This is a genomic window from Aeromonas sp. 2MA4 (genome assembly GCF_029237305.1).
In the GTDB taxonomy this organism is placed as follows: Bacteria; Pseudomonadota; Gammaproteobacteria; order Enterobacterales; family Aeromonadaceae; genus Aeromonas; species Aeromonas salmonicida.
In genome coordinates, this window is the sequence record NZ_JAACFY010000001.1 from 70,714 (window position 1) to 93,967 (window position 23,254).

At 56.8% G+C, this 23,254-nt stretch carries 18 protein-coding genes and 1 tRNA gene; 11 read left to right on the forward strand and 8 right to left on the reverse strand.

Annotation, left to right across the window (positions count from 1 at the left end):
- Positions 1-3 precede the first annotated feature (3 nt).
- The 6 genes from GWQ31_RS00385 to GWQ31_RS00410 all read left to right on the forward strand — a co-directional run bounded on the left by GWQ31_RS00385 (position 4) and on the right by GWQ31_RS00410 (position 7,203).
- The gene (locus GWQ31_RS00385) at positions 4-732 is read left to right on the forward strand and encodes a hypothetical protein (RefSeq protein ID WP_275908389.1); all 729 of its coding nucleotides are present in this window, start codon (positions 4-6) and stop codon (positions 730-732) included.
- Positions 729-1,289, forward strand: a complete 561-nt coding sequence (locus GWQ31_RS00390; RefSeq protein WP_275908390.1) for a hypothetical protein — start codon at positions 729-731, stop codon at positions 1,287-1,289. Before GWQ31_RS00385 ends, GWQ31_RS00390 begins: the two co-directional genes overlap by 4 nt.
- Positions 1,286-2,896 carry a hypothetical protein gene (locus tag GWQ31_RS00395; protein WP_275908391.1) on the forward strand — a complete coding sequence of 537 codons (1,611 nt, stop codon included), beginning with the start codon at positions 1,286-1,288 and terminating at the stop codon, positions 2,894-2,896. Before GWQ31_RS00390 ends, GWQ31_RS00395 begins: the two co-directional genes overlap by 4 nt.
- A gap of 40 nt (positions 2,897-2,936) precedes the next feature.
- Positions 2,937-3,605: a phage virion morphogenesis protein gene (locus tag GWQ31_RS00400; RefSeq protein ID WP_275908392.1), complete on the forward strand. Its 669-nt coding sequence runs from the start codon at positions 2,937-2,939 to the stop codon at positions 3,603-3,605.
- Between the two features lie 304 nt (positions 3,606-3,909).
- Positions 3,910-4,500 (forward strand): outer membrane beta-barrel protein, encoded by a 591-nt coding sequence (locus GWQ31_RS00405; protein WP_275908393.1) that lies wholly within the window; start codon positions 3,910-3,912, stop codon positions 4,498-4,500.
- Between the two features lie 48 nt (positions 4,501-4,548).
- Positions 4,549-7,203, forward strand: a complete 2,655-nt coding sequence (locus GWQ31_RS00410; RefSeq protein WP_275908394.1) for an Ig-like domain-containing protein — start codon at positions 4,549-4,551, stop codon at positions 7,201-7,203.
- A gap of 1,062 nt (positions 7,204-8,265) precedes the next feature.
- On the opposite strand, the gene phoU is transcribed toward GWQ31_RS00410, so the two are convergent.
- The 5 genes from phoU to tadA all read right to left on the reverse strand — a co-directional run bounded on the left by phoU (position 8,266) and on the right by tadA (position 14,826).
- Positions 8,266-8,976, reverse strand: coding sequence for a phosphate signaling complex protein PhoU (gene phoU, locus GWQ31_RS00415; RefSeq protein WP_111587581.1), 711 nt, complete (start codon positions 8,974-8,976; stop codon positions 8,266-8,268).
- 101 nt (positions 8,977-9,077) lie between these two features.
- Positions 9,078-9,896: a phosphate ABC transporter ATP-binding protein PstB gene (gene pstB / locus GWQ31_RS00420; protein WP_159166747.1), complete on the reverse strand. Its 819-nt coding sequence runs from the start codon at positions 9,894-9,896 to the stop codon at positions 9,078-9,080.
- A gap of 237 nt (positions 9,897-10,133) precedes the next feature.
- Positions 10,134-11,783 (reverse strand): phosphate ABC transporter permease PstA, encoded by a 1,650-nt coding sequence (pstA, locus tag GWQ31_RS00425; protein WP_265463230.1) that lies wholly within the window; start codon positions 11,781-11,783, stop codon positions 10,134-10,136.
- 17 nt (positions 11,784-11,800) lie between these two features.
- Entirely contained in the window at positions 11,801-14,038 is a 2,238-nt protein-coding gene (locus GWQ31_RS00430) for an ABC transporter permease subunit (RefSeq protein ID WP_021139223.1), read from the reverse strand.
- Between the two features lie 206 nt (positions 14,039-14,244).
- Complete coding sequence (gene tadA / locus GWQ31_RS00435; protein ID WP_111587579.1) at positions 14,245-14,826, reverse strand: tRNA adenosine(34) deaminase TadA; 582 nt, start codon at positions 14,824-14,826, stop codon at positions 14,245-14,247.
- Positions 14,827-15,130: 304 nt separating this feature from the next.
- On the opposite strand from tadA, the gene GWQ31_RS00440 reads away from it, so the two are divergent.
- The 4 genes from GWQ31_RS00440 (at position 15,131) to aceA (ending at position 19,326) form a co-directional block, all read left to right on the forward strand.
- Positions 15,131-15,207 (forward strand) — tRNA-Pro (locus tag GWQ31_RS00440).
- Positions 15,208-15,487: 280 nt separating this feature from the next.
- Positions 15,488-15,622, forward strand: coding sequence for a hypothetical protein (locus GWQ31_RS00445; protein ID WP_005320161.1), 135 nt, complete (start codon positions 15,488-15,490; stop codon positions 15,620-15,622).
- A gap of 707 nt (positions 15,623-16,329) precedes the next feature.
- Positions 16,330-17,937: a malate synthase A gene (gene aceB, locus GWQ31_RS00450; protein ID WP_275908395.1), complete on the forward strand. Its 1,608-nt coding sequence runs from the start codon at positions 16,330-16,332 to the stop codon at positions 17,935-17,937.
- Between the two features lie 75 nt (positions 17,938-18,012).
- The gene (aceA, locus tag GWQ31_RS00455; RefSeq protein ID WP_021139226.1) at positions 18,013-19,326 is read left to right on the forward strand and encodes an isocitrate lyase; all 1,314 of its coding nucleotides are present in this window, start codon (positions 18,013-18,015) and stop codon (positions 19,324-19,326) included.
- 94 nt (positions 19,327-19,420) lie between these two features.
- Here aceA and hda read toward each other — a convergent pair whose 3' ends face one another.
- The 3 genes from hda to upp form a co-directional block, all read right to left on the reverse strand.
- The gene (gene hda / locus GWQ31_RS00460; RefSeq protein ID WP_005320168.1) at positions 19,421-20,122 is read right to left on the reverse strand and encodes a DnaA inactivator Hda; all 702 of its coding nucleotides are present in this window, start codon (positions 20,120-20,122) and stop codon (positions 19,421-19,423) included.
- A 103-nt stretch (positions 20,123-20,225) separates the two neighbouring features.
- A complete protein-coding gene (locus tag GWQ31_RS00465; protein WP_099993830.1) occupies positions 20,226-21,245 on the reverse strand; it encodes a DUF2066 domain-containing protein in 1,020 nt (339 codons plus the stop codon).
- A 149-nt stretch (positions 21,246-21,394) separates the two neighbouring features.
- Entirely contained in the window at positions 21,395-22,021 is a 627-nt protein-coding gene (upp, locus tag GWQ31_RS00470; RefSeq protein WP_005320172.1) for a uracil phosphoribosyltransferase, read from the reverse strand.
- 176 nt (positions 22,022-22,197) lie between these two features.
- Between upp and purM the strand changes: the two genes are divergently transcribed.
- Positions 22,198-23,235 (forward strand): phosphoribosylformylglycinamidine cyclo-ligase, encoded by a 1,038-nt coding sequence (gene purM / locus GWQ31_RS00475; RefSeq protein ID WP_271774582.1) that lies wholly within the window; start codon positions 22,198-22,200, stop codon positions 23,233-23,235.
- The last annotated feature ends 19 nt before the right edge of the window (positions 23,236-23,254 follow it).

A 23,254-nucleotide genomic window follows, 5' to 3' on the forward strand; every position in this document is an offset into this window, starting at 1 on the left:
CTGATGGCATGGAGTGGCACTGATATCACGGCCATGAGCCTGCTCAAGGTGGAGCAGGAGAGCGGTCATGCGCTGGCGGTGACGCCGTTTCAGCATACCGTGGGACAGACACAAGGCGGGAAATGTACGTTGGCGGCCCCCAACGCCATCAAAGCCATGGCCGCCAAGCTGCAAGACGGGGCTGATACCCATCTTCCTGTCGGCCCGCTCCATGCGGTGGTCTGGCTGGTTACCGGTACCAGCGAGCAGGAACTGGCCACCAAGCTGGCGCAGGTGTGCGCCGTGCTGCCGCTGCCTGAGTGGTGCGCCACACTGCGCCGTCTGACGGCCAACAACGACACCATGGCCCAGCCAACAGCGGCCATGGTACCGCGCTGGAAAGTCGACGAGCCGCTGATCTGGGATCCGCTGCGCCGCCGCTTGGTGCTGACAGCGGCCAACGATGCCTTGCAGGAGAGCAAGGGGAATTCGCCGGCACCGGCGACCACCCGCGACAAGCTGGCCGTGCTGACCGCCAAGCGCGCAGCCTGGGCTGCCGAACTGGATGAGGCACTGGCCAACAAGCCCAGCCTTGCCGGAATGCTGTGGAGCTGGCACGGCTATGGCGATCCAGCCAGCCTCGCCGCACAGCTGCTCGACAGTGGCCACCCTGACCACAGTCACAGCATGACCGTTGGCGCCCTGCTGCTCTCCCCTTCCCCCCTCACCTTCTGGCAGGAGTTAACCCAATGAGTAGAACGGCCATGCTCACCCTGGACGGTGAACCTATTGTGATGAAGTCGATGCGGATCTCCGCATCGATGCAGTTTCAGGACAAAGACAGCAGCGGCCAGACCAGCAGCACCAGCAGCTCTGAGCAGGGCGAGAAGGCCAAGGAGCTGGATGTGTCAGGGCTGGTACCGTTCAACGATGACCAGACCCTGAGCCGCCTGTTTGAGTTGGCTGATGCCAAGGGTGACGGCGGCAAGCGCCATATCTACCGGGTCGGGTCACTGCTCGCCAAGTCGGTGAAGGTGCGCCAGGCCAAGTTTGCCGGCCGCATCACCGCCAGCGAGCAAGAAGGCCTGCTGGCGTGGCAGGTGCAGTTCACCCTGCGCGAGCACAACTCGGTACCGGAGAAGCGCGAGCAGCGCCTCCCCAAGGCTGCTGCCACCGTGGGGCAAGGTACCGCCAATGCCACACCGGCGAAAACAGACAGCAGTACGGCAGCGTCTGAGCAGGAGCAGCTCAGTTCCTGGGAGCAGGTGATGAAGGGGCTGGATGACAAGCTGGGAGACGTAATGGCGTGAAACTATCGACCAATCTGACCTTGGGGGGTAAACCGGCCCACCTGGTTGACCATGATATCGTGCTCGACCTCTCTGCCGGTGGCCGTGCTTCCCTGACCATCGACGGGACTGCGACCAAGGGGCAGACCCTGACCCTGGATACCGGCTACAACGGTGAACTGCGTCGCTGGTTCACCGGTTATGTCTATGACGTACAACCCGCCGCCAACGGTGCCAGCAAGCTGCTATGCCGTGAGCTGGCCGGGATCCTGGGCAGCAAGTTCCCTGTCAGTATCCAGCATGCCACCCTGCGCAGCCTGCTGGCCTGGCTGACTGACCAGACCCAACTCACCTTCTTGCTGCCGGGTGGGACAGACTACACCGACACCCCGATCCCCAACTTCACCAGCGCCGGCACCGGCTATCAGCTGCTCGATAATGCGGGCCGCGCCTTCTCGGTACCGGACTTCATCTGGCATCAACAACCGGATGGCGCCATCTTCGTGGGCAGTCATGCCCATAGCCGCTGGGCAGATAAGGCGGTGGAGCTGGACTCGGCCTTCTCGGCCCGCCAAGCGGGTAACACCATCACCCTGGCCCCGATCCCGGCCATGCGCCCGGGGGCCATCGTCAACGGCAAGCGGGTGGAGCGGGTACGGCTCAAGGGTGACGAAATGACCCTGACCACAGCCACACCAGGTAAACCGGTGAAGTCGCCGGAGCGGCGCAAGATGGAGGGGGAGTTCCCCGAGCTGGCCGACAAAATGCACCTGCCCAAGTTCGGCAGAGTCGAGGCCATCAGCGACCAGGCCGCCGCCGGTCAGCTCAATGACCCGTTTCGTCCTCGCTATGCGGTAGATGTCCAGCTGTATGGCGAGAATGGCGAACCAGATGAAGGGACACCGCTCTATCGAGCTGTACCGCTGCCGGTCATGTTCGGCGGGCCTGAGCAGGGGCTGATGCAGTTCCCCATCGAGGGGACCATGGTCGAGCTGGGGTTTGCCTTTGGTCGGGCAGACCGGCCGTTCATCCGCACCATCCTGGGCACTGGCTGGCCTCTGCCGGATATCGCCCCGGGCGAGCAGCTGCAGCAGCAACGGGCCGAGGTGTTCAGCCGTACCGATACCGTGGGCAACCAGTCACGCCATACTGACCGCCGCCAGCACGACAAAGCCATGCAGATGATCCGCGAGGCGGACGAGTACCTGGGCGAGTTCGGTCAGCACCGGATGAGCGTCTTGGCCAGTAGCGTGGAAAAGATCGGGGGTATGAAGCGCATCGAGGCGCTCGGGGACATCGAGCTGCTGACCGCCGAAGACATGATCCTGGGCAGCGCCGGTAATATGAGTCAGACAGCGGGTGGTAACCTGGATGAAGATATCGCCCTGGTTCGTCGGGCACTTGCCGGCGAGCTGCAGCACTTCGCGTCGCCCAAGTCTTGGATGGGTAGCGATGGGGTGAACATCTTCCGCCTGCTCAACCAGCTGATGGACGTGGTGCAGCAACTGGCCGCCACCGCCGCCAGCCATAACCACGGCGGCCCACCGCCAACCAGTGCCGATACATTCATCGGCCAGAGCGAGCAGGCCGGCCAACTGGCAAGCACCCTATCTCCCATCATCGAATAAAGGCGTGTAGATGATCTCACTCACCATCAATCAAGGTACGATGCTCAGCGTACTGGAGCGCCTAGAAGCGGCCTCTCTGCCGCCAGCCAAGCGCCGACGCATCACCCAGCAGATAGGCCGGGAAGTGGTCAAGGTGAACCGCCAGCGCATCCGGGCAGGCAAAGCGCCTGATGGCACCAAATGGGCGCCCACCAAGAGCAAGCGAAAGCACAAGCGGCTCACCGGCCTGTCCAAACGCCTGCGCGCTCGCAGTACCGACGATGCAGCCATCATCGACTTCGACTCCCGCTTTGCGGGGATGATAGCCAACCAGCAACACCAGGGCATGTCACAGCAGTTCACCGCCGCCCCGCCTAAGCCCGCGAAACCAAGAGCCTCAGGCAAGGGCAAGAGACAAGCGCCATTCAAACCCACGGATGAGCCATGCACCCGCAGCCAAGCGGTGCGCCTGCGTGCGCTGGGATACAAAGTCTTGTCAGAACGCGGCAAGCGCCGCCGCTACCGCAAGCCGTCCCTGAAATGGATACAAGCGCACGTCAGCCGGACCCGTGCCGCGATCATTATCAGGACCACCACCGGTGAGACCAGGAAGAACCGATGGACGGTAGAGACACCCGCGCGCCCCATGCTGCCCGAGGCAAGTAGTGCCGAACTGCTGGCCATCGCCGCCAAGGCGTTCAAGAAGATGAGATGGAGTGCCGGCCAGTAACCCGCCGCCACCTGTCAAAAAACTAACATTTCACCACCTTGATTAAGGTGATTTTCACAACTCATGAACGTCAACTTATGTAGAGTTAGCTCTGTGTACTGTCGTGAGGTCAGTCCATGCAACACTGATTGTCAAAACATAAAAAGATGTATGTCAAATTGTATGTGCCACTGATAGAGTTCAAGCGGATAGGTCAGAGTTTAAATTCCACTTGAGTCTCATTTGGGATTTTCCCTATAGACTATCCATTAATCATTAAAAATGCAATAAAAATACATCTATAGGCTTGAGTAAGGAAAAATTTATGATAAGAAACATTACCATCATGTTTATGGCAACCATGATTTTAATTCCCAAAGTATTCGCAGTACCACAGCCATTTTACATTGGTGTGAAATCTGGATGGGTTCATGCCCATAATGCCTGTGAACCATCCAGGCTTACTTGTGACAATAATGAACTGGGCGCAGGCCTTTATGCTGGATATTATTTAACTCCTCAGGCCTCACTTGAGGTTGGATATGATTATTTCGGGAAGATTAAGGCGATGTACACGTCGCTGGGATCGCCAGAACGTAGTGCTCCATATCAGGGGAAGGTTCAAGGATTATCTGCGGCCATAAAATACAATATATTTAAAATAAATGAGTTAAGTGTTTTTGCAAAAGCAGGGGGAATGGCTTGGCGTACAGATGTAAAGGGACAAGAAGTATATTTCCAACATCAGGCTCATGACACAGGCTTGTCTCCATTGCTCGGAGCTGGTCTCGAGTACTCTTTATCAGAAAAATGGAAAGGACGATTGGAATACCAATGGATTAATGAGGTTGGTGGTGGTAACACCGGTGGTAGTAGTTTGAATACACTTTATGCAGGTTTAAGTTATCACTGGTGAATATAACAAAGCGTCCTAAGACCATTAAATTATAAAGAGCCAACTAAAATGACAAAGTCAATTATAAAATTTTTAATTAGTGCTGGGGTGATGATACTCACTGGCTGTGGTGGGGGTAATAGTGGTGGATTACCTTCTCAACCAGAAACCTGTGATCGACTCGTATCTATTCAGGTTGCTCCACAGCAACCATTGCTCAAAGGAGTTAGTAGTGATCAACTTCCAACAGGAGTGAGTGCTCAGTATGAGGCTACGCTGACTTACTGTGATGGTTCTACCAAAGTGACAAAAGACGGAGTCAAATGGTCCGTCTCTAATGCCAATGCTACGATATCTGCATCTGGAATAGTTTCGACAGTTGCAGTTGGGAGCGTGCAGATTATTGCTTCGTTAGATAATCTGGTTGGTGAGCGAACACTTGATATTTCTGGCAATACATTAACCAGGCTCACCGTCTCCCCGCCGAGTGCGAGCATCCCAAAAGGCTTGACCCAGAGTTACACGGCACAGGGTACTTACAGTGATGGTACCACGCTCGATGTCACCAGCTTGGTTGCCTGGAGCAGCAGTTCGCCTGCAGTCGCCAGCATCAATGCTGCAGGGATTGCAACAGGCGTCACCGAGGGTAGCACCACGGTAACCGCCATGCTGAATGGACAAAATGCCAGTGCCAACTTGAATGTCACCGCTGCGGTTCTGACCGGGCTCACCATCACACCGCCGAGTGCGACCATCCCGAAAGGCCTGACCCAGAGTTACACAGCGCAGGGGACTTACAGTGATGGCTCCACTCTTGATGTCACCAGCTTGGTTGCCTGGAGCAGCAGTTCGCCTGCAGTTGCCAGCATCAACACTGCTGGGATTGCAACAGGCGTCACCGAGGGCAGCACCACGGTAACCGTCATGCTGAATGGACAAAATGCCAGTGCCAACTTGAATGTCACCGCTGCGGTTCTGACCGGGCTCGCCATCACACCGCCAAGTGCGACCATCCCGAAAGGCCTGACCCAGAGTTACACAGTGCAGGGGACTTACAGTGATGGCTCCACGCTTGATGTCACCAGCTTGGTTGCCTGGAGCAGCAGTTCGCCTGCAGTTGCCAGCATCAACACTGCTGGGATTGCAACAGGCGTCACCGAGGGCAGCACCACGGTAACCGCCATGCTGAATGGACAAAATGCCAGTGCCAACTTGAATGTCACCGCTGCGGTTCTGACCGGGCTCGCCATCACACCGCCAAGTGCGACCATCCCGAAAGGCCTGACCCAGAGTTACACGGCGCAGGGGACTTACAGTGATGGCTCCACACTTGATGTCACCAGCTTGGTTGCCTGGAGCAGCAGTTCGCCTGCAGTTGCCAGCATCAACGCCGCTGGGATTGCAACAGGCGTCACCGCTGGTAGCACCATGATAACAGCTCTTTTTGATAGCATCAGTGCGACGGGAAATCTGACTGTTACAAACCAAGGGAGTGTTGTCACTTGGGGAAACCCAACTTTGGGCGGTGATAGTAGTTCCGTACAATTAACAAATATTCAAACCGTGATCGGCAACAATGGTGCGTATGCAGCATTGAAACAGAATGGTGCTGTAGTCACATGGGGCTCAAGCTTTTCAGGGGGGGACAGTAGTTCGGTGGAGCCTCAGCTGACAAATGTCCAGGCTTTGTTCGCAAATCCCGGATGCTATGCCATGGCCGCCCTCAAACAGGATGGCACAGTGGTGACGTGGGGAAGTGCCAACAGTGGTGGCGACAGCAGTGCCGTGCAAGCACAGCTCACCAATGTGCAGACCATTAATCATAACTGTCAGGCCATGGCCGCCCTCAAACAGGATGGCACAGTGGTGACGTGGGGAGATGCCTTCAGTGGTGGCGACAGCAGTGCCGTGCAAGCACAGCTCACCAATGTGCAGACCATTTTCTCATCTAGTAGTGGCGCCTTTGCCGCCCTCAAACAGGATGGCACAGTGGTGACATGGGGAAATGCCTTCAGTGGTGGCGACAGCAGTGCCGTGCAAGCACAGCTCACCAATGTGCAGACCATTTTCTCATCTGATTACGCCTTTGCCGCCCTCAAACAGGATGGCACAGTAGTGACGTGGGGAAGTGCCTTCAGTGGTGGCGACAGCAGTGCCGTGCAAGCACAGCTCATCAATGTGCAGACTATTTTCTCATCTAGTGGCGCCTTTGCCGCCCTCAAACAGGGTGGCACAGTGGTGACGTGGGGAGATGCCTTCAGTGGTGGCGACAGCAGTGCCGTGCAAGCACAGCTCACCAATGTGCAGACCATTTTCTCATCTCCTGGTGTCTTTGCCGCCCTCAAACAGGATGGCACAGTGGTAACGTGGGGAAATGCCTTCAGTGGTGGCGACAGCAGTGCCGTGCAAGCACAGCTCACCAATGTGCAGACCATTTTTTCATCTAGTAACGCCTTTGCAGCCCTCAAGCAGGATGGCACAGTAGTGACGTGGGGAGATGCCAACAGTGGTGGCGACAGCAGTTCTGTGCAAGCACAGCTCACCAATGTGCAGACTATTTTCTCATCTAGTGGCGCCTTTGCCGCCCTCAAACAGGATGGCACAGTAGTGACGTGGGGAGATGCCAACAATGGTGGCGACAGCAGTGCTGTGCAAGCACAGCTCACCAATGTGCAGACCATATTTAGCAATATGTATGCATTCGCAGTATTGCTTGGTCCATGATATTTACGCTATGAATTAACGTCTATTAAATTGGGTAGCACGAGGCAGAGGAAACCCTGCCTCGTTTATCTTATAAGCCTTATTCTACCGCCTTCTCTGTTGCCACTGAGTGATGACCGCTTGAACAACTGGCGACGGGGATTCATCCCTCTGGTCTGTTATTTATGGCCTTCCCCGTTGACGTTTTACCACTGTCTGCATAGCTTCTTTGGCAATATTGGCAAGTTCTGGCCTATCTAATTGCGCCTCCATTCGTTCACCACTTACATCCAGCAGAGCCTTGTAATATTGTTCCTCTCCAAGCAAGTTAGGTTTCGCCTTGCCTGGCGATGGGTTGTCGTAGGGCCACTTGGAGCAAGCCAGTGAGGGCACATCATCGTACACGACAGCGACGCATCTGCGTCGCTTTTTGTGGCCAGTCCCCAGCCCTACATACAGCCTAGACACGACAGAGGAAACGCTCCGCTCACGAAATCCGCACTCCTCCCCCCCCACCTTCGCGCTAAAAATGTGGCATTTTTTGCACAAATAAAATGGTGAAAATCTATCGACTAAGCCGCGCCGTGGCTGGGTTCTTGGGGGGCATTCAGAATTTCACAAAAATGCATTTTGCGATCGTTTTTCAAGACAACGATCACGAAAGATCTCGGCAAGAGAAAAGGTAAGTCATTGAGGATAAACAGATAGTGATTACTTTCCGTGAGGATCTGAGGCTGCGCAGTGGATCTGGTGCGACCACAAGGGAAAGTATGTAAGCCTTATGTTGTATGGCTTGGCGGGTAGTTTGGGCAAGGATCCAGAATTTCACGAGTGAAGCACTTAGGATCAGGTTTCAGTAGGGCGGCGACATCATCCATGTAAATTTTTACAAAATGACTCCAGTTTAACATTGCCAATCCAACACAATTATTCACATTCAAAAACTCAGTAAAAAGCCCCGGCATACCAGGGCTTTTTGTCTCAATGTGGTCATTGCGTGGACACGAATTGAAATAAATCCATTTATTTCAATTCTATAAGTTGATTTTTCAAGGCGCGAAACGCGCCTTTTTATTCATTTCATCAGCTCTTGCCAAGCAGATCGCTCAGCTCGTCAACCTTGGTGTGGCGAACGTCCTTGCCCTTGACGTAGTAAACGATGTACTCGCAGATGTGCTGGCAGCGATCGCCGACCCGCTCGATGGCACGCGCCGCCCACAGTACGTTGAGTACCTGGGGGATGGTGCGCGGATCTTCCATCATATAGGTCATCAGCTCACGGATGATGGACTCGTACTCCCGATCTACCTTGTCATCTTCCTTGTAGACGGCGATGGCCGCCTCCAGATCCATGCGGGCAAACGCATCGAGCACGTCGTGCAGCATCTTGATGGTGCGGCGCCCCATGTTCTCGAGGGACACCAGCGGCGGCTGTGGCTTGTTGGCGTTGTCGGTCAGCATGCGGGCTATCTTGTCCGCCACGTCGCCGATGCGTTCCAGATCCGTGATGGTCTTGATGATGGCCATCACCAGACGCAAGTCGGACGCTGTGGGCTGGCGTTTGGCGATGATGCGGGTGCACTCTTCGTCGATGGCCACTTCCATGGCGTTGACCTTGTGGTCATTGGCCACTATCTTGCGCGCCGCGTCCAGATCCTGATCGTGGATGGCGGCGATGGCGTCGGTAAGCTGTTGCTCCACCAGACCGCCCATCACCAGCACCTGATTGCGCACATTCTCAAGCTCGGCATTGAACTGACCGGAGATGTGTTTATTGAGGTTCATATTGTCCATACAAATAATCCTTGATGCTCCGATTATGCCTTAGCCGTTGAACTGGCCGGTAATCTGTTTCTTGCTGTTCATATCAATCACCTTATTGCACCAATCTTGCCTTAGCCGTAGCGACCAGTGATGTAATCTTCGGTCTTTTTCTTGGCCGGTGTGGTGAAGATGGTGTTGGTGTCCGCGTATTCGATGAGCTCGCCCATGTACATGAACGCCGTCTGATCCGACACTCGCGCAGCCTGCTGCATGTTGTGGGTCACGATCACCACTGTGAACTGGCTCTTGAGCTCGTTGATCAGCTCCTCGATGGTAAGCGTCGAAATCGGGTCGAGGGCCGAGGTGGGTTCATCCAGCAACAAGACTTCCGGCTCGATGGCGATGGCCCGGGCAATCACCAGACGCTGCTGCTGGCCACCGGAGAGACCGAATGCATTGTCATGCAGTCGATCCTTCACCTCTTCCCACAGGGCAGCGCCGCGCAGTGAACGCTCGGCCGCCTCGTCCAGGGTGCGTCTGTCGTTGATGCCCTGCAGGCGCAGACCATAGACCACATTCTCGTAGATGGATTTGGGGAAGGGGTTCGGACGCTGGAACACCATGCCGACCTGACGACGCAGGGCGGAGACATCCACCCCCTTGTCATAAATGTTGTGGCCGTGCAGCTGGATTTCACCCTCGATGCGGCAGATCTCCACCAGGTCATTCATCCGGTTGATGCAGCGCAGCAGGGTCGACTTGCCGCAGCCGGACGGGCCTATGAAGGCCGTCACCTGCCCTTTCGGGATCTTCATGTTGACGTTGAACAGCGCCTGCTTGTTGCCGTAGTAGAGGTTGAGATCCTTCACCTCCAGCGCTGTCTGCTCCGGGGTCAGGTTGAGCAGGTCCAGCGCTGTGTGCTGAATGGATGTGGTCGTTACGTTGATCATCTGTTACCTCAAAATCAGTCTGGAGTGGCCGGACTCTTGCCAGCGACCGCCATGATTGCTGCTGACAGATGGCGGCACTCTCTGAACCGCGCATCTGTTTTCTCGATCTTGTCTCAAGGACGCCGGATTAATGCTCCAGCGACCGGAATTTCTCACGCAAGTGGTTGCGAATGCCTGTGATGTCGGTCAGGTTCATGCTGTTCATCCATTGTCTCAACATCCCTCTGGACTGCCGCATCAATGTTCCAAAGAGCGGAATTTTTCACGCAAGTGGTTACGAATGCCGATGGCCGTCAGGTTCAAGCCAACGATCACCGTCACCAGCAGGAAGGAGGTGGCATACACCAGCGGCCGCGCTGCTTCGACGTTCGGACTCTGGAATCCCACGTCGTAAATGTGGAAGCCCAGGTGCATGAACTTGCGCTCCACGTGCAGGTACGGGAAGTTGCCATCCATCGGCAGGGTCGGCGCCAGTTTCACCACCCCCACCAGCATCAGCGGAGCCACTTCACCGGCGGCCCGGGCTATCGCCAGGATAAGGCCGGTCATGATGGCCGGGCTCGCCATGGGCAGCACGATACGCCACAGGGTTTCGGCCTGGGTGGCCCCCAGCGCCAGTGAACCCTGACGGATGGTGCTGGGAATACGGGACAGTCCCTCTTCGGTGGAGACGATCACCACAGGCAGGGTCAGGATGGCCAGGGTCAGTGCCGACCAGATGACACCGGGTGAGCCAAAGGTCGGGCTTGGCAGCGCCTCCGGGTAGAACAGCTGATCCAGCGAGCCACCCAGGGTATAGACAAAGAAGCCCAGACCAAACACGCCATAGACGATGGAGGGCACACCCGCCAGGTTGATCACAGCGATGCGGATAAGCTTGGTCAGGCTATTCTTGCCCGCATACTCGTGCAGGTAGACCGCCGCCACCACGCCGAGGGGCGTGACGATGATCGCCATCAGGATCACCATGAAGACGGTGCCGAAGATGGCCGGGAACACACCGCCTTCCGTGTTGGCTTCGCGAGGCTCACCCGTGACGAACTTGCCTATCTGATGGAACCAGTGGCCCACCTTGGCAGGCAATCCCATGGCGTTGGGCCAGGTCACATCCAGTACCTTGGACATGGGCATGGTCACCAGCTCGCCACGCATGTCCTTGACTGTGATGGCATCACGATCCGCTTGGGCACGCAGGGAAAAGAGTTCCTTTTCCAATATTTGATAGCGGTCGTTGAGTGCCTTGCGCTCTTCGACCAGCTCGGCTTTAAGCTGATCGGTCAGCTCATCATTGAGCTCGGCCTTGCGCTCTTTGAGACGCAACTTCTCCAACTGGTAGTTGATTGATCCTATGGCACCTTTTTGCAGCTTGCTGGCCTGCTCGGAAAGACCGTTGCTGCGAGCCAGCATCCTCTTGAGTACCTTGTGCAGATCCTGCTCATGGACCACGCCATCTTCCTTGGCCTGCACCACATAACCATAGAAGTTACCATTGGTGGTACGTTCGATCACCGCCATCTCGGCAGGCAGTGACTGGGACTTGATGTCAGTCTCCAGCACCCAGCGGAAATCGAGGTCGACGAACTCACGGTTGCCGGTCTTGACCAGATAGCGGGTCAACACCTCGCGATCTTCACCTTCCAGCGGAATACCCGCAGCCCGCAGCCGCTCCACCGGCACCAGTTCGCTGTCATTGATTTCACCGATCAAGACGCTCTTGTTGCCGCTGACATCTTGGATCTGCCACTCATAGATGGGGTGAGGCCAGAAATAGATCAGACCACGCCAGCCGATGAGCAGCAACAGACCCAGTACCGCCACCAGACTCAGGCTGACTGCACCGCCTGTCATCCAGATCCAGGGGGCCCCTGACTTAAACCACTTACCCATTGTCGATTCCTTGCCCGTTACATGGAGCTATATTTTTCACGCAACCGCTGACGCACGAACTCGGCCAGGGTGTTGAAGAAAAAGGTGAACACAAACAGTACGAAGGCCGCGAGGAACAGTACCCGGTAGTGGGAGCTGCCCACTTCCGATTCCGGCATCTCCACCGCGATATTGGCGGCCAGGGTTCGCAGTCCCTGGAACATGGAGAAGTCCATGATGGGGGTATTGCCGGTCGCCATCAGCACTATCATGGTCTCGCCCACGGCGCGGCCAAGACCCATCATCACTGCCGAGAAGATGCCCGGGCTGGCGGTGAGGATCACCACACGGCTCAGTGTCTGCCACGTAGTGGCACCCAGTGCCAGCGATCCTTGAGTCAGATGCTTGGGCACGGAGAAGACAGCGTCTTCGGCGATGGAGAAGATGGTGGGAATGACCGCAAAGCCCATGGCGATGCCAACCACCAGGGAGTTGCGCTGGTCAAACTTGATCCCCATTTCATGGGTCAGCCAGCTACGGGTATCCCCGCCAAAGAAGGCATTTTCCACCACAGGACTCAGGGTCAATGACAACCAGCCGACCAACAACACCACGGGGATCAGCAAGACAGCCTGGCTCCCTTCCGGCACGCACTGCTTGAGCTTGCCCGGCAGCAGATGCCAGGCCAGGGCGGCCAGCAACATCCCCATCGGCAGCATCACCAGCATCATGAAGATCCCAGGCAGGTAATCCTCGACAATGGGTGCCAGCCACAGACCAGCCAGAAAACCGAGGATAACGGTTGGTAGTGCCTCCATGATTTCTATGGTCGGCTTGACAAACTTGCGCATGCCGGCGGACATGAAATAAGCGGTATAGATGGCGCCGGCGACCCCCAGCGGGACCGCAAACATCATGGCGTAGAATGCCGCCTTCAGCGTGCCGAACGAAATGGGGATCAGGCTCAGCTTGGCTTCGAAATCGTTGCTGGCAGAGGTGGATTGCCACACATACATGGGCTCCGGGTAGCCTTCATACCACACCTCTTGCCACAGGGCAGACCAGGTCACTTCAGGGTGGTCATTCTCGACCGCAAACAGCTTGAAGGTATCGTCCTGCTGCATCAGCAGCACGTTGTGGCGGGGCGAGATGGCCAGCGCCAACAGTGCGCCCCCCTCTATCTTCTCGCTCAGCAGCTTGCTCTCGCCGGTGGCGTGGAAGAAGCTGATGGTGCCATCCTTGCCTGCGCTGACAAAGCCCTTGCGAAAGTGCTCCGGGGTCAGCAGATCCACAGAACCATCACTCTTGAAGTCACGGATCTGAGTGAACTGACGCTTGCCATCCTTGGCCACTTCGAACCACTGGGAGATGACACCGTTGTCGTTGCCCACCAGCAAAGAGGAGGCACCGGCGAGCAGCTCAATCCGGGTCACATTGGCATTGGGGGCGTTGATCTCCAGCACGTTGCGCAGGGCGATATTATTGAGGTTGTGGATGTCGTAGACAGATAGGCGGTTGCCCTCACGCACAAACAGGATGCGCAAGTTGGGGGTCAGCAGCATCTGATCCACATGGCTCGGCAGAGAAGGAATGCTGTAGTTCTGGGCGCTCCACTCCACGTCGCCGGAGATGAAGTTCTCCTCGCCGCTCATCACCGTCATCACGCCGCGACCATCTTCGGTCACGGCGGCGGTGGCCATCTTGTCCTTGGTGGCTTCGAATACCATGAACTGCAGCGCCTTGCCTTGGGGATCGATCACTACCGGCTCTTCGCCGAAGGGATATCTCAGGCTGGGCTCGATGACCCGCACGTCATTGGGATAGGAAACCTTGAAATGGGGCTCCATGACCAGAGCCTTGCCATCGGCAAAACCGTAGGCGATGAGCTTCTGACCCGGCGCCGGGCTGGTGACAGTCGTGATGTCACCGGCAACCTGGGCCTGACCAATGGCTTGTCCCACCTTGACCTTGCCATCTCCCTGAAGAGCAAAGAAGTTGACCAGCCCCTTATCGCTGAAGCGATAGCCAATCTCGTTCTGCTCCTCCATCCCGAGCCAGGCAGTCTTGCCCGCAATGGGCAGGGTAAACGATGCGGTCGGCTCCATGGTGGCGCCATTGAAAATAGGTTTCACCACATACAGCAGATAGAAAAAAATGAGCAACAAGGCCACCAGCACCAGGGCACCGCCTGTGGTGACCCCGAACTTGGCCAACTTATCCTTGATCCGGCGTTTTCTACTGCCCGCCATGACCAGGTTGATCGATTCCGATGACATGCAAGACCTCAATGTGAGCTAGGCTTGGCGGCATTATATGGCGGTTGCATGACAGTTTTGTTACATCAAAGCCCCTTGAGCAGAGCTTATTTTTGAAGAAGAAAATGGCGGCACTTTTCGGCAAGAAACAGATTCAACCATCTGTTTTATATGAAAATATATTGGATGGTGAGAAGCAGGAGCGGCAAAAGTCGCCCCCGCTTGCATCAAGAAGAAGAGTCGGTCGCTTGCTGCAATGCCTGTCTGGCTGCCTTTTTCTCGGCGCGACGGCGCTTGAAGAAGGCAGAGAGCTGAGCCGAGCAGGCATCTGCCAGCACCCCCTCCGTCAACGACACTCTGTGGTTGTGGCGGGGGTCCTGCAAAATCTCGAATACGGAACCTGCCGCTCCCGTTTTGAGGTCCCGAGCCCCGAACACCACCCGTTTGACCCTGCTGTGAATGAGGGCACCGGCGCACATGCAGCAAGGTTCCAGCGTCACATACAGCACCGTATCGATCAGACGGTAGTTTTCCAGTCGGGCACCGGCTGCACGGATCGCCATGATCTCCGCATGGGCACACGCATCATGCTCGCTGATGGAGCGATTCCACCCCTCACCGACCACTTCGTCCCCCAGCACCAGCACGGCACCGACCGGGATCTCGCCGATCCCCTCGGCCCGGGCGGCCAGTGCCATGGCATGGCGCATCCAGCGCTCATCCTGCTCTGCTTGCTGCGCTGTCTGGCTCAGGGATACTGCGGCTGCTGATGGTTCCACCCCTTGCTCCTCTCTCGATTGGTTGTTCATGACCGATTGGTTGTTCATGACGGCTTGCCCTGCATGTGACTGCGCTCATCAGCGCTTGCCTGCACCAGGGACAGGCACCACGCCTGTGGATGCTGGCGCCTTGACCACAGTCGCCAAGCTAGGCCTGCGGCGCAATTTTTCCACCGCAATACGGGGCGGCGATTATGCCAAATCTCCGTGGCCGGCCCAAGCAGCATCTTGACTGAGCAATAAAGAAGCAATCGACATCTCACTGATAAAAAAGGAGTTGCACCAACAGATTCATATCATTAGACTCCCTTCCGTCAGCTCGAACTGACCTCGTCGGTGTGTAGCGCAGCCAGGTAGCGCATCTGCATGGGGTGTAGAGGGTCGGAGGTTCGAATCCTCTCACACCGACCATTTTCCCCGAGAAATAGCCCAGTCAAACGACTGGGCTATTTTTTTACCTCCATTTCACTCCAGCCCTTTCACCCTCCTTATGACCCTGGCAGTACTCTGTCCGACAGGCGCCACCACAGAGCCATCACACATTGTTGGTATATTTTTTATTCAGAATCACTTGAAACCTGTGGCAAGTGTCGCTAGGATACGCGACTTTTCCGCCGGCAATGAAACAGGGAGGTGGGAATCCGGGTGATGGAGTCACCGACCGGCTTGCAATCCAATGAGGCAAGCACCCATGACGCAAGCAGTTGAATCACAGCCCCACCCAGCCCCCCTGCCACAAGCCGACATCGAACTCGGCGAGCATGAATACGGCACTATAGTGCATCTGGATGTGGTCGATCTGGCGGCGCCGGACGACGAATACTGATCCCGCTCAAGATAGAGTAAAAGAGGAAAAGTGGCCGCTGAACCCTTGGGTTTCGCCACCCTTTTACCTTCCCCGGGTGCCAGGAAGGCCCACTTACACAAATAACAATAAAATGCTGCGTAACTACGACTTATCAGTTTTATCCACTCCCCAACCTCCTCCCCTCATCACCCCAAATAGCAAGCCAAGGTGATACAAACCTACGTTATTGCTCGTCACTTTTCCCCTGCTGACGAGATAAACCCCATTCTGCCCCTCTTCCCTATTCAAGTTTTAAACAAACGTTCAATAGCCAACACTGGCCAGAGCTGAGTATTCACCGAGCTCCCAAATTTCATTTCATACAACCGTTTTCTGAAAGCTTGGAGTAAGGTCGGGATTTGTTTTTGAATTTGTAATTTTATTACGTAATTAGTTACATTCCGGGTATTCAAAACACCGCTGGCTCACACCACCACAGGGGGTGGGAAACCAAGAGCATATCCATCTGCATAGAGCATTTGCGCTAATCACATAATTCCATTAAAAACATAACCTTAACTATGTATCAGAAACAGGCGTTTTAAAAAAGTGGTTGACGGAGAGGGCAATATTTCGCACCTTATAAATCGTGTTATCCCGTTGTTACGGGAAGTTTGAAAGAAACAGGGATCGACTTTAGTCGTAGTTAATTAGTTCAAAATGTAATTCTCAAAGGAGTGAACCCTATGTCGGCACCGGCCCAGACCCACTGTAGCGCCCGTCTGCGCATCCAGGGCGAGATGCTTCCCGAATACGCGCAAATTCTGACGCCGGATGCGGTGGCCCTGGTATCCGAACTGGTGGAACGCTTTGCTCCCCAACGGGGCGAATTGTTGAAACAACGTGTGGCACGCCAGGCCCGTATCGATGGCGGCGAGCTGCCGGACTTTCTGCCGGAAACAGCACATATCCGTGCAGGCGACTGGACGGTGCGCGGTATCCCGGCCGACTTGCAAGACCGCCGGGTAGAGATAACGGGGCCAGTTGAACGCAAGATGGTCATCAACGCCCTCAACGCCAATGTCAAAGTCTTCATGGCGGACTTCGAAGATTCCCTGGCTCCTGCCTGGAATAAAGTGATCGAGGGTCAAATCAACCTGCGCGATGCGGTCAATGGCACCGTCTCCTACACCAGTCCGGAAGGCAAGGCCTATACCCTGAATCCCAATCCGGCCGTGCTCATCTGCCGGGTGCGTGGCCTGCACCTGCCGGAAAAACATGTCACTTTCGATGGTGAGCCCATCCCCGGCGGCCTGTTCGACTTCGCACTCTATTTCCTGCACAACCATCAGGCGCTGCTGGCCAAGGGCTCGGGCCCCTACTTCTATGTGCCCAAGCTGCAAAGTCATCTGGAAGGTCGCTGGTGGAGCGAAGTGTTTGCCTGGACCGAAGACAAGTTCGGTCTGCCCCGCGGCACCATCAAGGCCACCGTGCTGATCGAAACCCTGCCGGCGGTGTTCGAGATGGATGAGCTGCTCTATCAGATGCAGGATCACATAGTCGCGCTGAACTGCGGCCGCTGGGACTACATCTTCAGCTATATCAAGACGCTGAAAGATCATGGGGACAGAGTGCTGCCCGACCGTCAGGTGGTCACCATGGACAAACCCTTCCTCTCAGCCTATTCACGCCTGCTGATCAAGACCTGCCACAAGCGGGGCGCTCTTGCCATGGGCGGCATGGCCGCCTTTATCCCGGCCAAGGATGCCGCCGTCAACGAGCAGGTCTTTGCCAAGGTCAAGGCGGACAAGGAGCGGGAAGCAAGCAACGGCCACGATGGCACATGGGTCGCCCATCCCGGCCTCGCCGACACCGCCATGGCCGTGTTCAACGCCACCATTCCTGCTGGCGCCAAGAACCAGATCGGCGTATTGCGCGAACAGGATGCCCCCATCACAGCCGCCGACCTGCTGGCTCCCTGTGAAGGCGAACGTACCGAAACGGGCATGCGCACCAATATCCGGGTCGCCCTGCAATATCTGGAAGCCTGGATTGGTGGCAATGGCTGTGTGCCCATCTATGGCCTGATGGAAGATGCGGCGACAGCCGAAATCTCCCGCACCTCCATCTGGCAGTGGATCCGCCACGGCAAGAGCCTCTCCAACGGCAAGGTGGTGACCAAGGCGCTGTTTCGCCAGATGCTGGCCGAGGAGCAGGAGGTGGTCAAACATGAAGTGGGCGCCGCCCGCTGGCAAGCAGGACGCTTTGCCGAAGCGAGCGAGTTGATGGAGCAGATCACCTGCGCCGATACCCTGATCGATTTTCTGACGCTGCCCGGTTACGAGCGGCTCTGAACTCCGGGTCTCCCCAGCGGAGCCCGCCAATAACAAGTCAATGGAAACGTGAAATCAATGAAAGAGGGAACTGATATGGCACTGACCCGTGAGCAACAGATCCAGGCTATCGAGAAAGACTGGGCAGAAAACCCCCGCTGGAAAGGGATCAAGCGCGGCTACAGCGCCGAAGACGTGGTGAATCTGCGCGGCAGCTTGCAGCCGGTGCACACCCTGGCTCAGCGCGGCGCCGACAAACTGTGGGAGCTGATCCACGGCAGCGCCAAGAAAGGCTACGTCAACTGCCTCGGCGCCCTGACCGGCGGCCAGGCCGTGCAGCAGGCCAAGGCAGGTATAGAGGCCATCTACCTCTCCGGCTGGCAAGTGGCGGCGGACAACAACTTGTCCTCCACCATGTATCCGGATCAGTCTCTCTACCCGGCCAACTCCGTCCCCTCGGTGGTTGAGCGCATCAACAACTCGTTTGCCCGTGCCGACCAGATCCAGTGGGCCAACAAGGTGGGGCCGCAGGATGCCGGTTTCATCGACTACTTCCTGCCGATCGTGGCGGATGCCGAAGCCGGTTTCGGCGGCGTGCTGAACGCCTTCGAGCTGATGAAGGGGATGATTGAAGCGGGCGCCGCCGGCGTACACTTCGAAGATCAGCTGGCATCAGTCAAGAAGTGCGGCCACATGGGCGGCAAAGTGCTGGTGCCGACTCAGGAAGCGGTGCAGAAGCTGGTTGCAGCACGCCTCGCAGCCGACGTCTGTGGCACCACCACTCTGGTGATCGCCCGTACCGACGCCAACGCGGCGGACTTGCTGACCACGGATGCGGATCCGTACGATTCAGGCTTCCTGACCGGTGAGCGTACCGCCGAAGGTTTCTACAAAGTGCAGGCGGGTATCGAGCAGGCCATCTCCCGTGGCTTGGCTTATGCCCCTTATGCCGACATGGTGTGGTGTGAAACCGCCAAGCCGGATCTGGACGAGGCGCGCAAGTTTGCCGAAGCCATCAAGGCGCAGTACCCGGACACCATACTGGCCTACAACTGCTCCCCCAGCTTCAACTGGAAGAAGAACCTGGACGATGCCACCATCGCCCGCTTCCAGCAGGAGCTGTCCGATATGGGTTACAAGTACCAGTTCATCACCCTCGCTGGCATCCACAACATGTGGTTCCACATGTACGAACTGGCTTACCAGTACGCCCGTGGCGAGGGGATGAAGCACTACGTCGAGATGGTGCAAGAGCCGGAATTTGCCGCCGCCAGCCGTGGTTACACCTTCGTTGCTCACCAGCAGGAAGTGGGCACGGGTTACTTCGACAAGGTCACTACCGTCATTCAGGGTGGACAATCTTCAGTGACAGCACTGACGGGTTCGACCGAAGAAGATCAGTTCCACTGATCACGACAGTCGCACAGACAAAAACCCCGGCCTGGTGCCGGGGTTTCTTTTTGGTTTCAATCCGGGTTTACCCGCACACGCAGCCACAGCCCGCTCAAAGTTCGAGGATCTCTTTCACAAAGGGGATGGTGAGTTTGCGCTTGGCGCGAAATGAGGCGTTATCGAGCTGATTGAGGGTGGTAAGCAAGGTGCGCATGTCGCGGGAGAGTCTGTTGAGCAGGAAGCGGCCCACATCAATGGGCAATTTGAAGCCCCGCAGCTCGGCACGCAGCTGCAGGGCACTGAGCTTGCCTTCATCATCCAGCTCGTCGAGATGGAAACTCACCCCCCAGTCGAGGCGCGAGGCGAGATCCGGCAGTTGCAGCCCCAGCTTGCGCGGTGCGCTGCAACCCGTGACCACCAGGGTACCTTCCCCCTTCTCCTGCCAGCGATTGTAAAAATCGAACAGGGCACGTTCCCACTGCGCATTGCCGGCGATGGCTTCCAGGCTGTCGAGACAGACCAGTGGCAAGCTTTCGAGGGCATCGAGCATGCTGGGATCCAGCTGTTCAAATTGATCGAGGGAGAGATAGGCCGCCGCCGCATCGCGGGCATTGACCTCGGCACAGGTTGCATGCAGCAGATGGGAGCGTCCCGATCCCTTGGCACCCCAGAAATAGAGGAAAGGCGATCCCTGACCAATGGCCGCATTCTTGAGGGCGGTGATCAGATGAGCATTGTTGCCGGGATAAAAACTGACGAAGGTTTCATCATCCGGTAGTTGTACGGCTAAAGACAGTTGGGCCGGTTGCTTCACTCGTTAGGCTTTGACTGTGACATTTGTGCCAGAGTGTACCATCGCAAAGGCAGATAGAGAACCGCCCGGACTTGGCCGGGCGGTCGGGAACACGATGAAATGATCAGGGCTGCGACCATTGGTAACGCAAACCGCTGTCATTATCATCAATCTGGCGCAACCGGCTCTCCAGTTGCAGGCCGCGGATGAGCTCGGCCTTGTCGCCCTGCAACGAGAGATCGAAGGTCACCTTGTCCCCCTCCAGCTTGCCGATAGTCACCTTGGTAACGCTGGCCATCCCCTGCAGCATCTTCTGCACCGTGATCATGCCATCAATACCGGACAAACCTTCCACCACCAGTGTCTGACTGGAAGCGACACCCGAAATGCGCGCGCCATAGTTCTGTACCAGCCAGGCAGCCAGCTCATCGGCAAAATGCTGTGCCACCTCGGCCTGGGTACCACTGCTGCTGCCACGGGTGAGTTCGGCCAGCTCGCCTCCGGCCTTGGGCCCATAAAGGCCCCAGTCTATGCTCCACTTGTCACCTTCCGGTGTCAGCTTGCCCAGCACCACCATCTCGGCGCCATAACGCTGGCTCGCCTGCAGTATGGGAGCGGCAAAACGACCCCAGACGTCAGTGGCGTTGACCGCCATGTTGTCATCGAGATCCATCAAAGGAATGCTGACCGGCAGTCCCATGGCCTGGCTCTGGGTTCGCAGTGCGCTGGCCCAGCCATCGCTGGATTGATCCGGCAGGATGCGGCGCTCCCCCTCATTGATCACCAGCCAGAGTGCCATCTGTGGCCTTGCAGGCCCCAGCAGGGCAAACTTGCTTTGGGAGATCAGGGCGTTGACCTTGGCCACGTTGAAGTCGGCTTTCAGAAACTTGACCGGCCCCACATCCTGATAGCCATAGTGCTGCACATAGTCGCCGGGGGCGGCCAGCGCCTTGACCACGTCAGGCTGGGTGAGGATGTCCCGTTTGCCGGTCACCTTGACGAGCACATCCCCCAGCGCCTGGGACTGGGCAGCCACCATGTCGCCGCTGGTGGGCGCCTTGCCCTGATAGAGATCGGTCACCTGAGCGGCCGAGACCATGAATGACAAGCCGCAGCAGAGGGCGGTCACAACACGTTTGAGCATGAGAGGAGTCTCGAAATGGGAGATGCTGCTTATGGTAGCGGCAAGGCGCGCATTGCAGCAAGACAGAGGATGCCATAAACAGCAGAGCCGGCAAGGCGCCGGCTCCATTCTCACCCCTCATACAGAGAAGGTGGTCAAGGCATCAGGAATTACTTGGTACCAAAGATCTTGTCGCCAGCATCCCCCAGACCCGGGACAATATAGCCTTTCTCGTTCAGGCCCTGATCGACGGAGGCGCAGTAGAGCTCAACGTCGGGGTGAGCGGCTTCCAGCGCCTTGATGCCTTCGGGCGCGGCGACCAGCACCAGCACCTTGATGGATTGGCAGCCTTTCTTTTTCAGCAGGTCGATGGTGGCAATCATGGAGCCGCCAGTGGCCAGCATGGGGTCGATGACCAGCGCCAGGCGCTCTTCGATGTTGCTGACGATCTTCTCGAAGTAGGGAACCGGTTGCAAAGTCTCTTCATCGCGGTAGATACCGACCACGCTGACGCGGGCGCTCGGCATGTGCTCCAGCACGCCATCCATCATGCCAAGACCGGCACGCAGGATGGGCACGACAGTGACCTTCTTGCCCTTGATCTGGTCAACTTCCACTGGTCCGTTCCAGCCGTCGATGGTAACCTTCTCGGTTTCGAAGTCAGAGGTCGCTTCGTAGGTCAACAAACTGCCCACTTCTTTGGCCAGTTCACGGAAACGCTTGGTGCTGATATCGCCTTCACGCATCAACCCGATTTTGTGTTTGACCAGGGGGTGTTTGACTTCAACGACTTTCATTATTATCTCCTCTAACTGCCGCGAAAAAAATCGCGGAATCATACAACAAAAGCCACGGCTTGTAGAGCTTTTCCACGCAAAAACGCGCAAACGATTTCCTTTCTGCTTTTACTCGGCCACTGTTAGAATACGCCCCGAATTTTACCCTCCACTTCTTCATATGACGGGGAATACGCGTGACTGACAAAACCTCACTGAGCTACAAGGATGCTGGCGTAGATATCGATGCTGGCAATGCACTGGTTGAACGTATCAAGGGCGTGTCAAAACGCACTCGTCGTCCTGAAGTCCTTGGTGGTCTTGGCGGCTTTGGGGCCCTGTGTCAAATCCCTGCGGGCTACAAGGAACCGGTACTGGTCTCCGGTACCGATGGTGTGGGCACCAAGCTGCGTCTCGCCATCGATCTGAAAAAGCACGATACCGTCGGTATCGACCTGGTGGCCATGTGCGTCAACGACCTGATCGTACAGGGTGCTGAGCCCCTGTTCTTCCTCGACTACTATGCCACCGGCAAGCTGGACGTGGACACGGCCGCGGCTGTTGTCACCGGTATCGGTGTCGGCTGTGAGCAATCAGGTTGTGCCCTGGTGGGCGGCGAAACAGCCGAGATGCCGGGCATGTATGAAGGGGAAGACTACGACATCGCCGGTTTCTGCGTCGGTGTGGTGGAAAAGAGCGAGATCATCGACGGCAGCAAAGTGGGTGACGGTGATGCCCTGATCGCCCTGGCTGCCAGTGGCCCCCACTCCAACGGTTTCTCCCTGGTCCGCAAGATCCTTGAGGTCTCAAAGGCCGATGTGCGCCAGCCGCTGGGTGATACCACCCTGGCCAACGCCTTGCTGGAGCCGACCCGCATCTATGTGAAGCCGGTGCTCAAGCTCATCAAGGAGTGCGAGATCCACGCCCTGTCCCACATCACTGGCGGCGGCTTCTGGGAAAACATACCGCGCGTACTGCCCGCCAACACCAAGGCGGTGATCAACGAGCAGAGCTGGCAGTGGCCGGCGGTGTTCAGCTGGTTGCAGCAGGCCGGCAACGTCACCCGCCACGAGATGTACCGTACCTTCAACTGCGGTGTCGGCATGATCATCGCCCTGCCTGCGGATCAGCTTGAGAAAGCGCTGACCCTGCTCAAGGCCGAAGGCGAGAATGCATGGCACATCGGCCATATCGCCAAGGCGGCCGAGGGTGAGGAGCAGGTCATCATTCAATGAGTGACCGGATCAGCAGCCA

Coding starts and splice junctions, on each gene's coding strand:
- GWQ31_RS00385 (WP_275908389.1), top strand. CDS start 4: ATGGCATGGAGTGGCACTGATATCACGGCCATGAGCCTGCTCAAGGTG.
- GWQ31_RS00390 (WP_275908390.1), top strand. CDS start 729: ATGAGTAGAACGGCCATGCTCACCCTGGACGGTGAACCTATTGTGATG.
- GWQ31_RS00400 (WP_275908392.1), top strand. CDS start 2,937: ATGCTCAGCGTACTGGAGCGCCTAGAAGCGGCCTCTCTGCCGCCAGCC.
- GWQ31_RS00405 (WP_275908393.1), top strand. CDS start 3,910: ATGATAAGAAACATTACCATCATGTTTATGGCAACCATGATTTTAATT.
- GWQ31_RS00410 (WP_275908394.1), top strand. CDS start 4,549: ATGACAAAGTCAATTATAAAATTTTTAATTAGTGCTGGGGTGATGATA.
- phoU (WP_111587581.1), bottom strand. CDS start 8,976: ATGGACAATATGAACCTCAATAAACACATCTCCGGTCAGTTCAATGCC.
- pstB (WP_159166747.1), bottom strand. CDS start 9,896: ATGATCAACGTAACGACCACATCCATTCAGCACACAGCGCTGGACCTG.
- pstA (WP_265463230.1), bottom strand. CDS start 11,783: ATGGGTAAGTGGTTTAAGTCAGGGGCCCCCTGGATCTGGATGACAGGC.
- GWQ31_RS00430 (WP_021139223.1), bottom strand. CDS start 14,038: ATGTCATCGGAATCGATCAACCTGGTCATGGCGGGCAGTAGAAAACGC.
- tadA (WP_111587579.1), bottom strand. CDS start 14,826: ATGAACAACCAATCGAGAGAGGAGCAAGGGGTGGAACCATCAGCAGCC.
- GWQ31_RS00445 (WP_005320161.1), top strand. CDS start 15,488: ATGACGCAAGCAGTTGAATCACAGCCCCACCCAGCCCCCCTGCCACAA.
- aceB (WP_275908395.1), top strand. CDS start 16,330: ATGTCGGCACCGGCCCAGACCCACTGTAGCGCCCGTCTGCGCATCCAG.
- aceA (WP_021139226.1), top strand. CDS start 18,013: ATGGCACTGACCCGTGAGCAACAGATCCAGGCTATCGAGAAAGACTGG.
- GWQ31_RS00465 (WP_099993830.1), bottom strand. CDS start 21,245: ATGCTCAAACGTGTTGTGACCGCCCTCTGCTGCGGCTTGTCATTCATG.
- upp (WP_005320172.1), bottom strand. CDS start 22,021: ATGAAAGTCGTTGAAGTCAAACACCCCCTGGTCAAACACAAAATCGGG.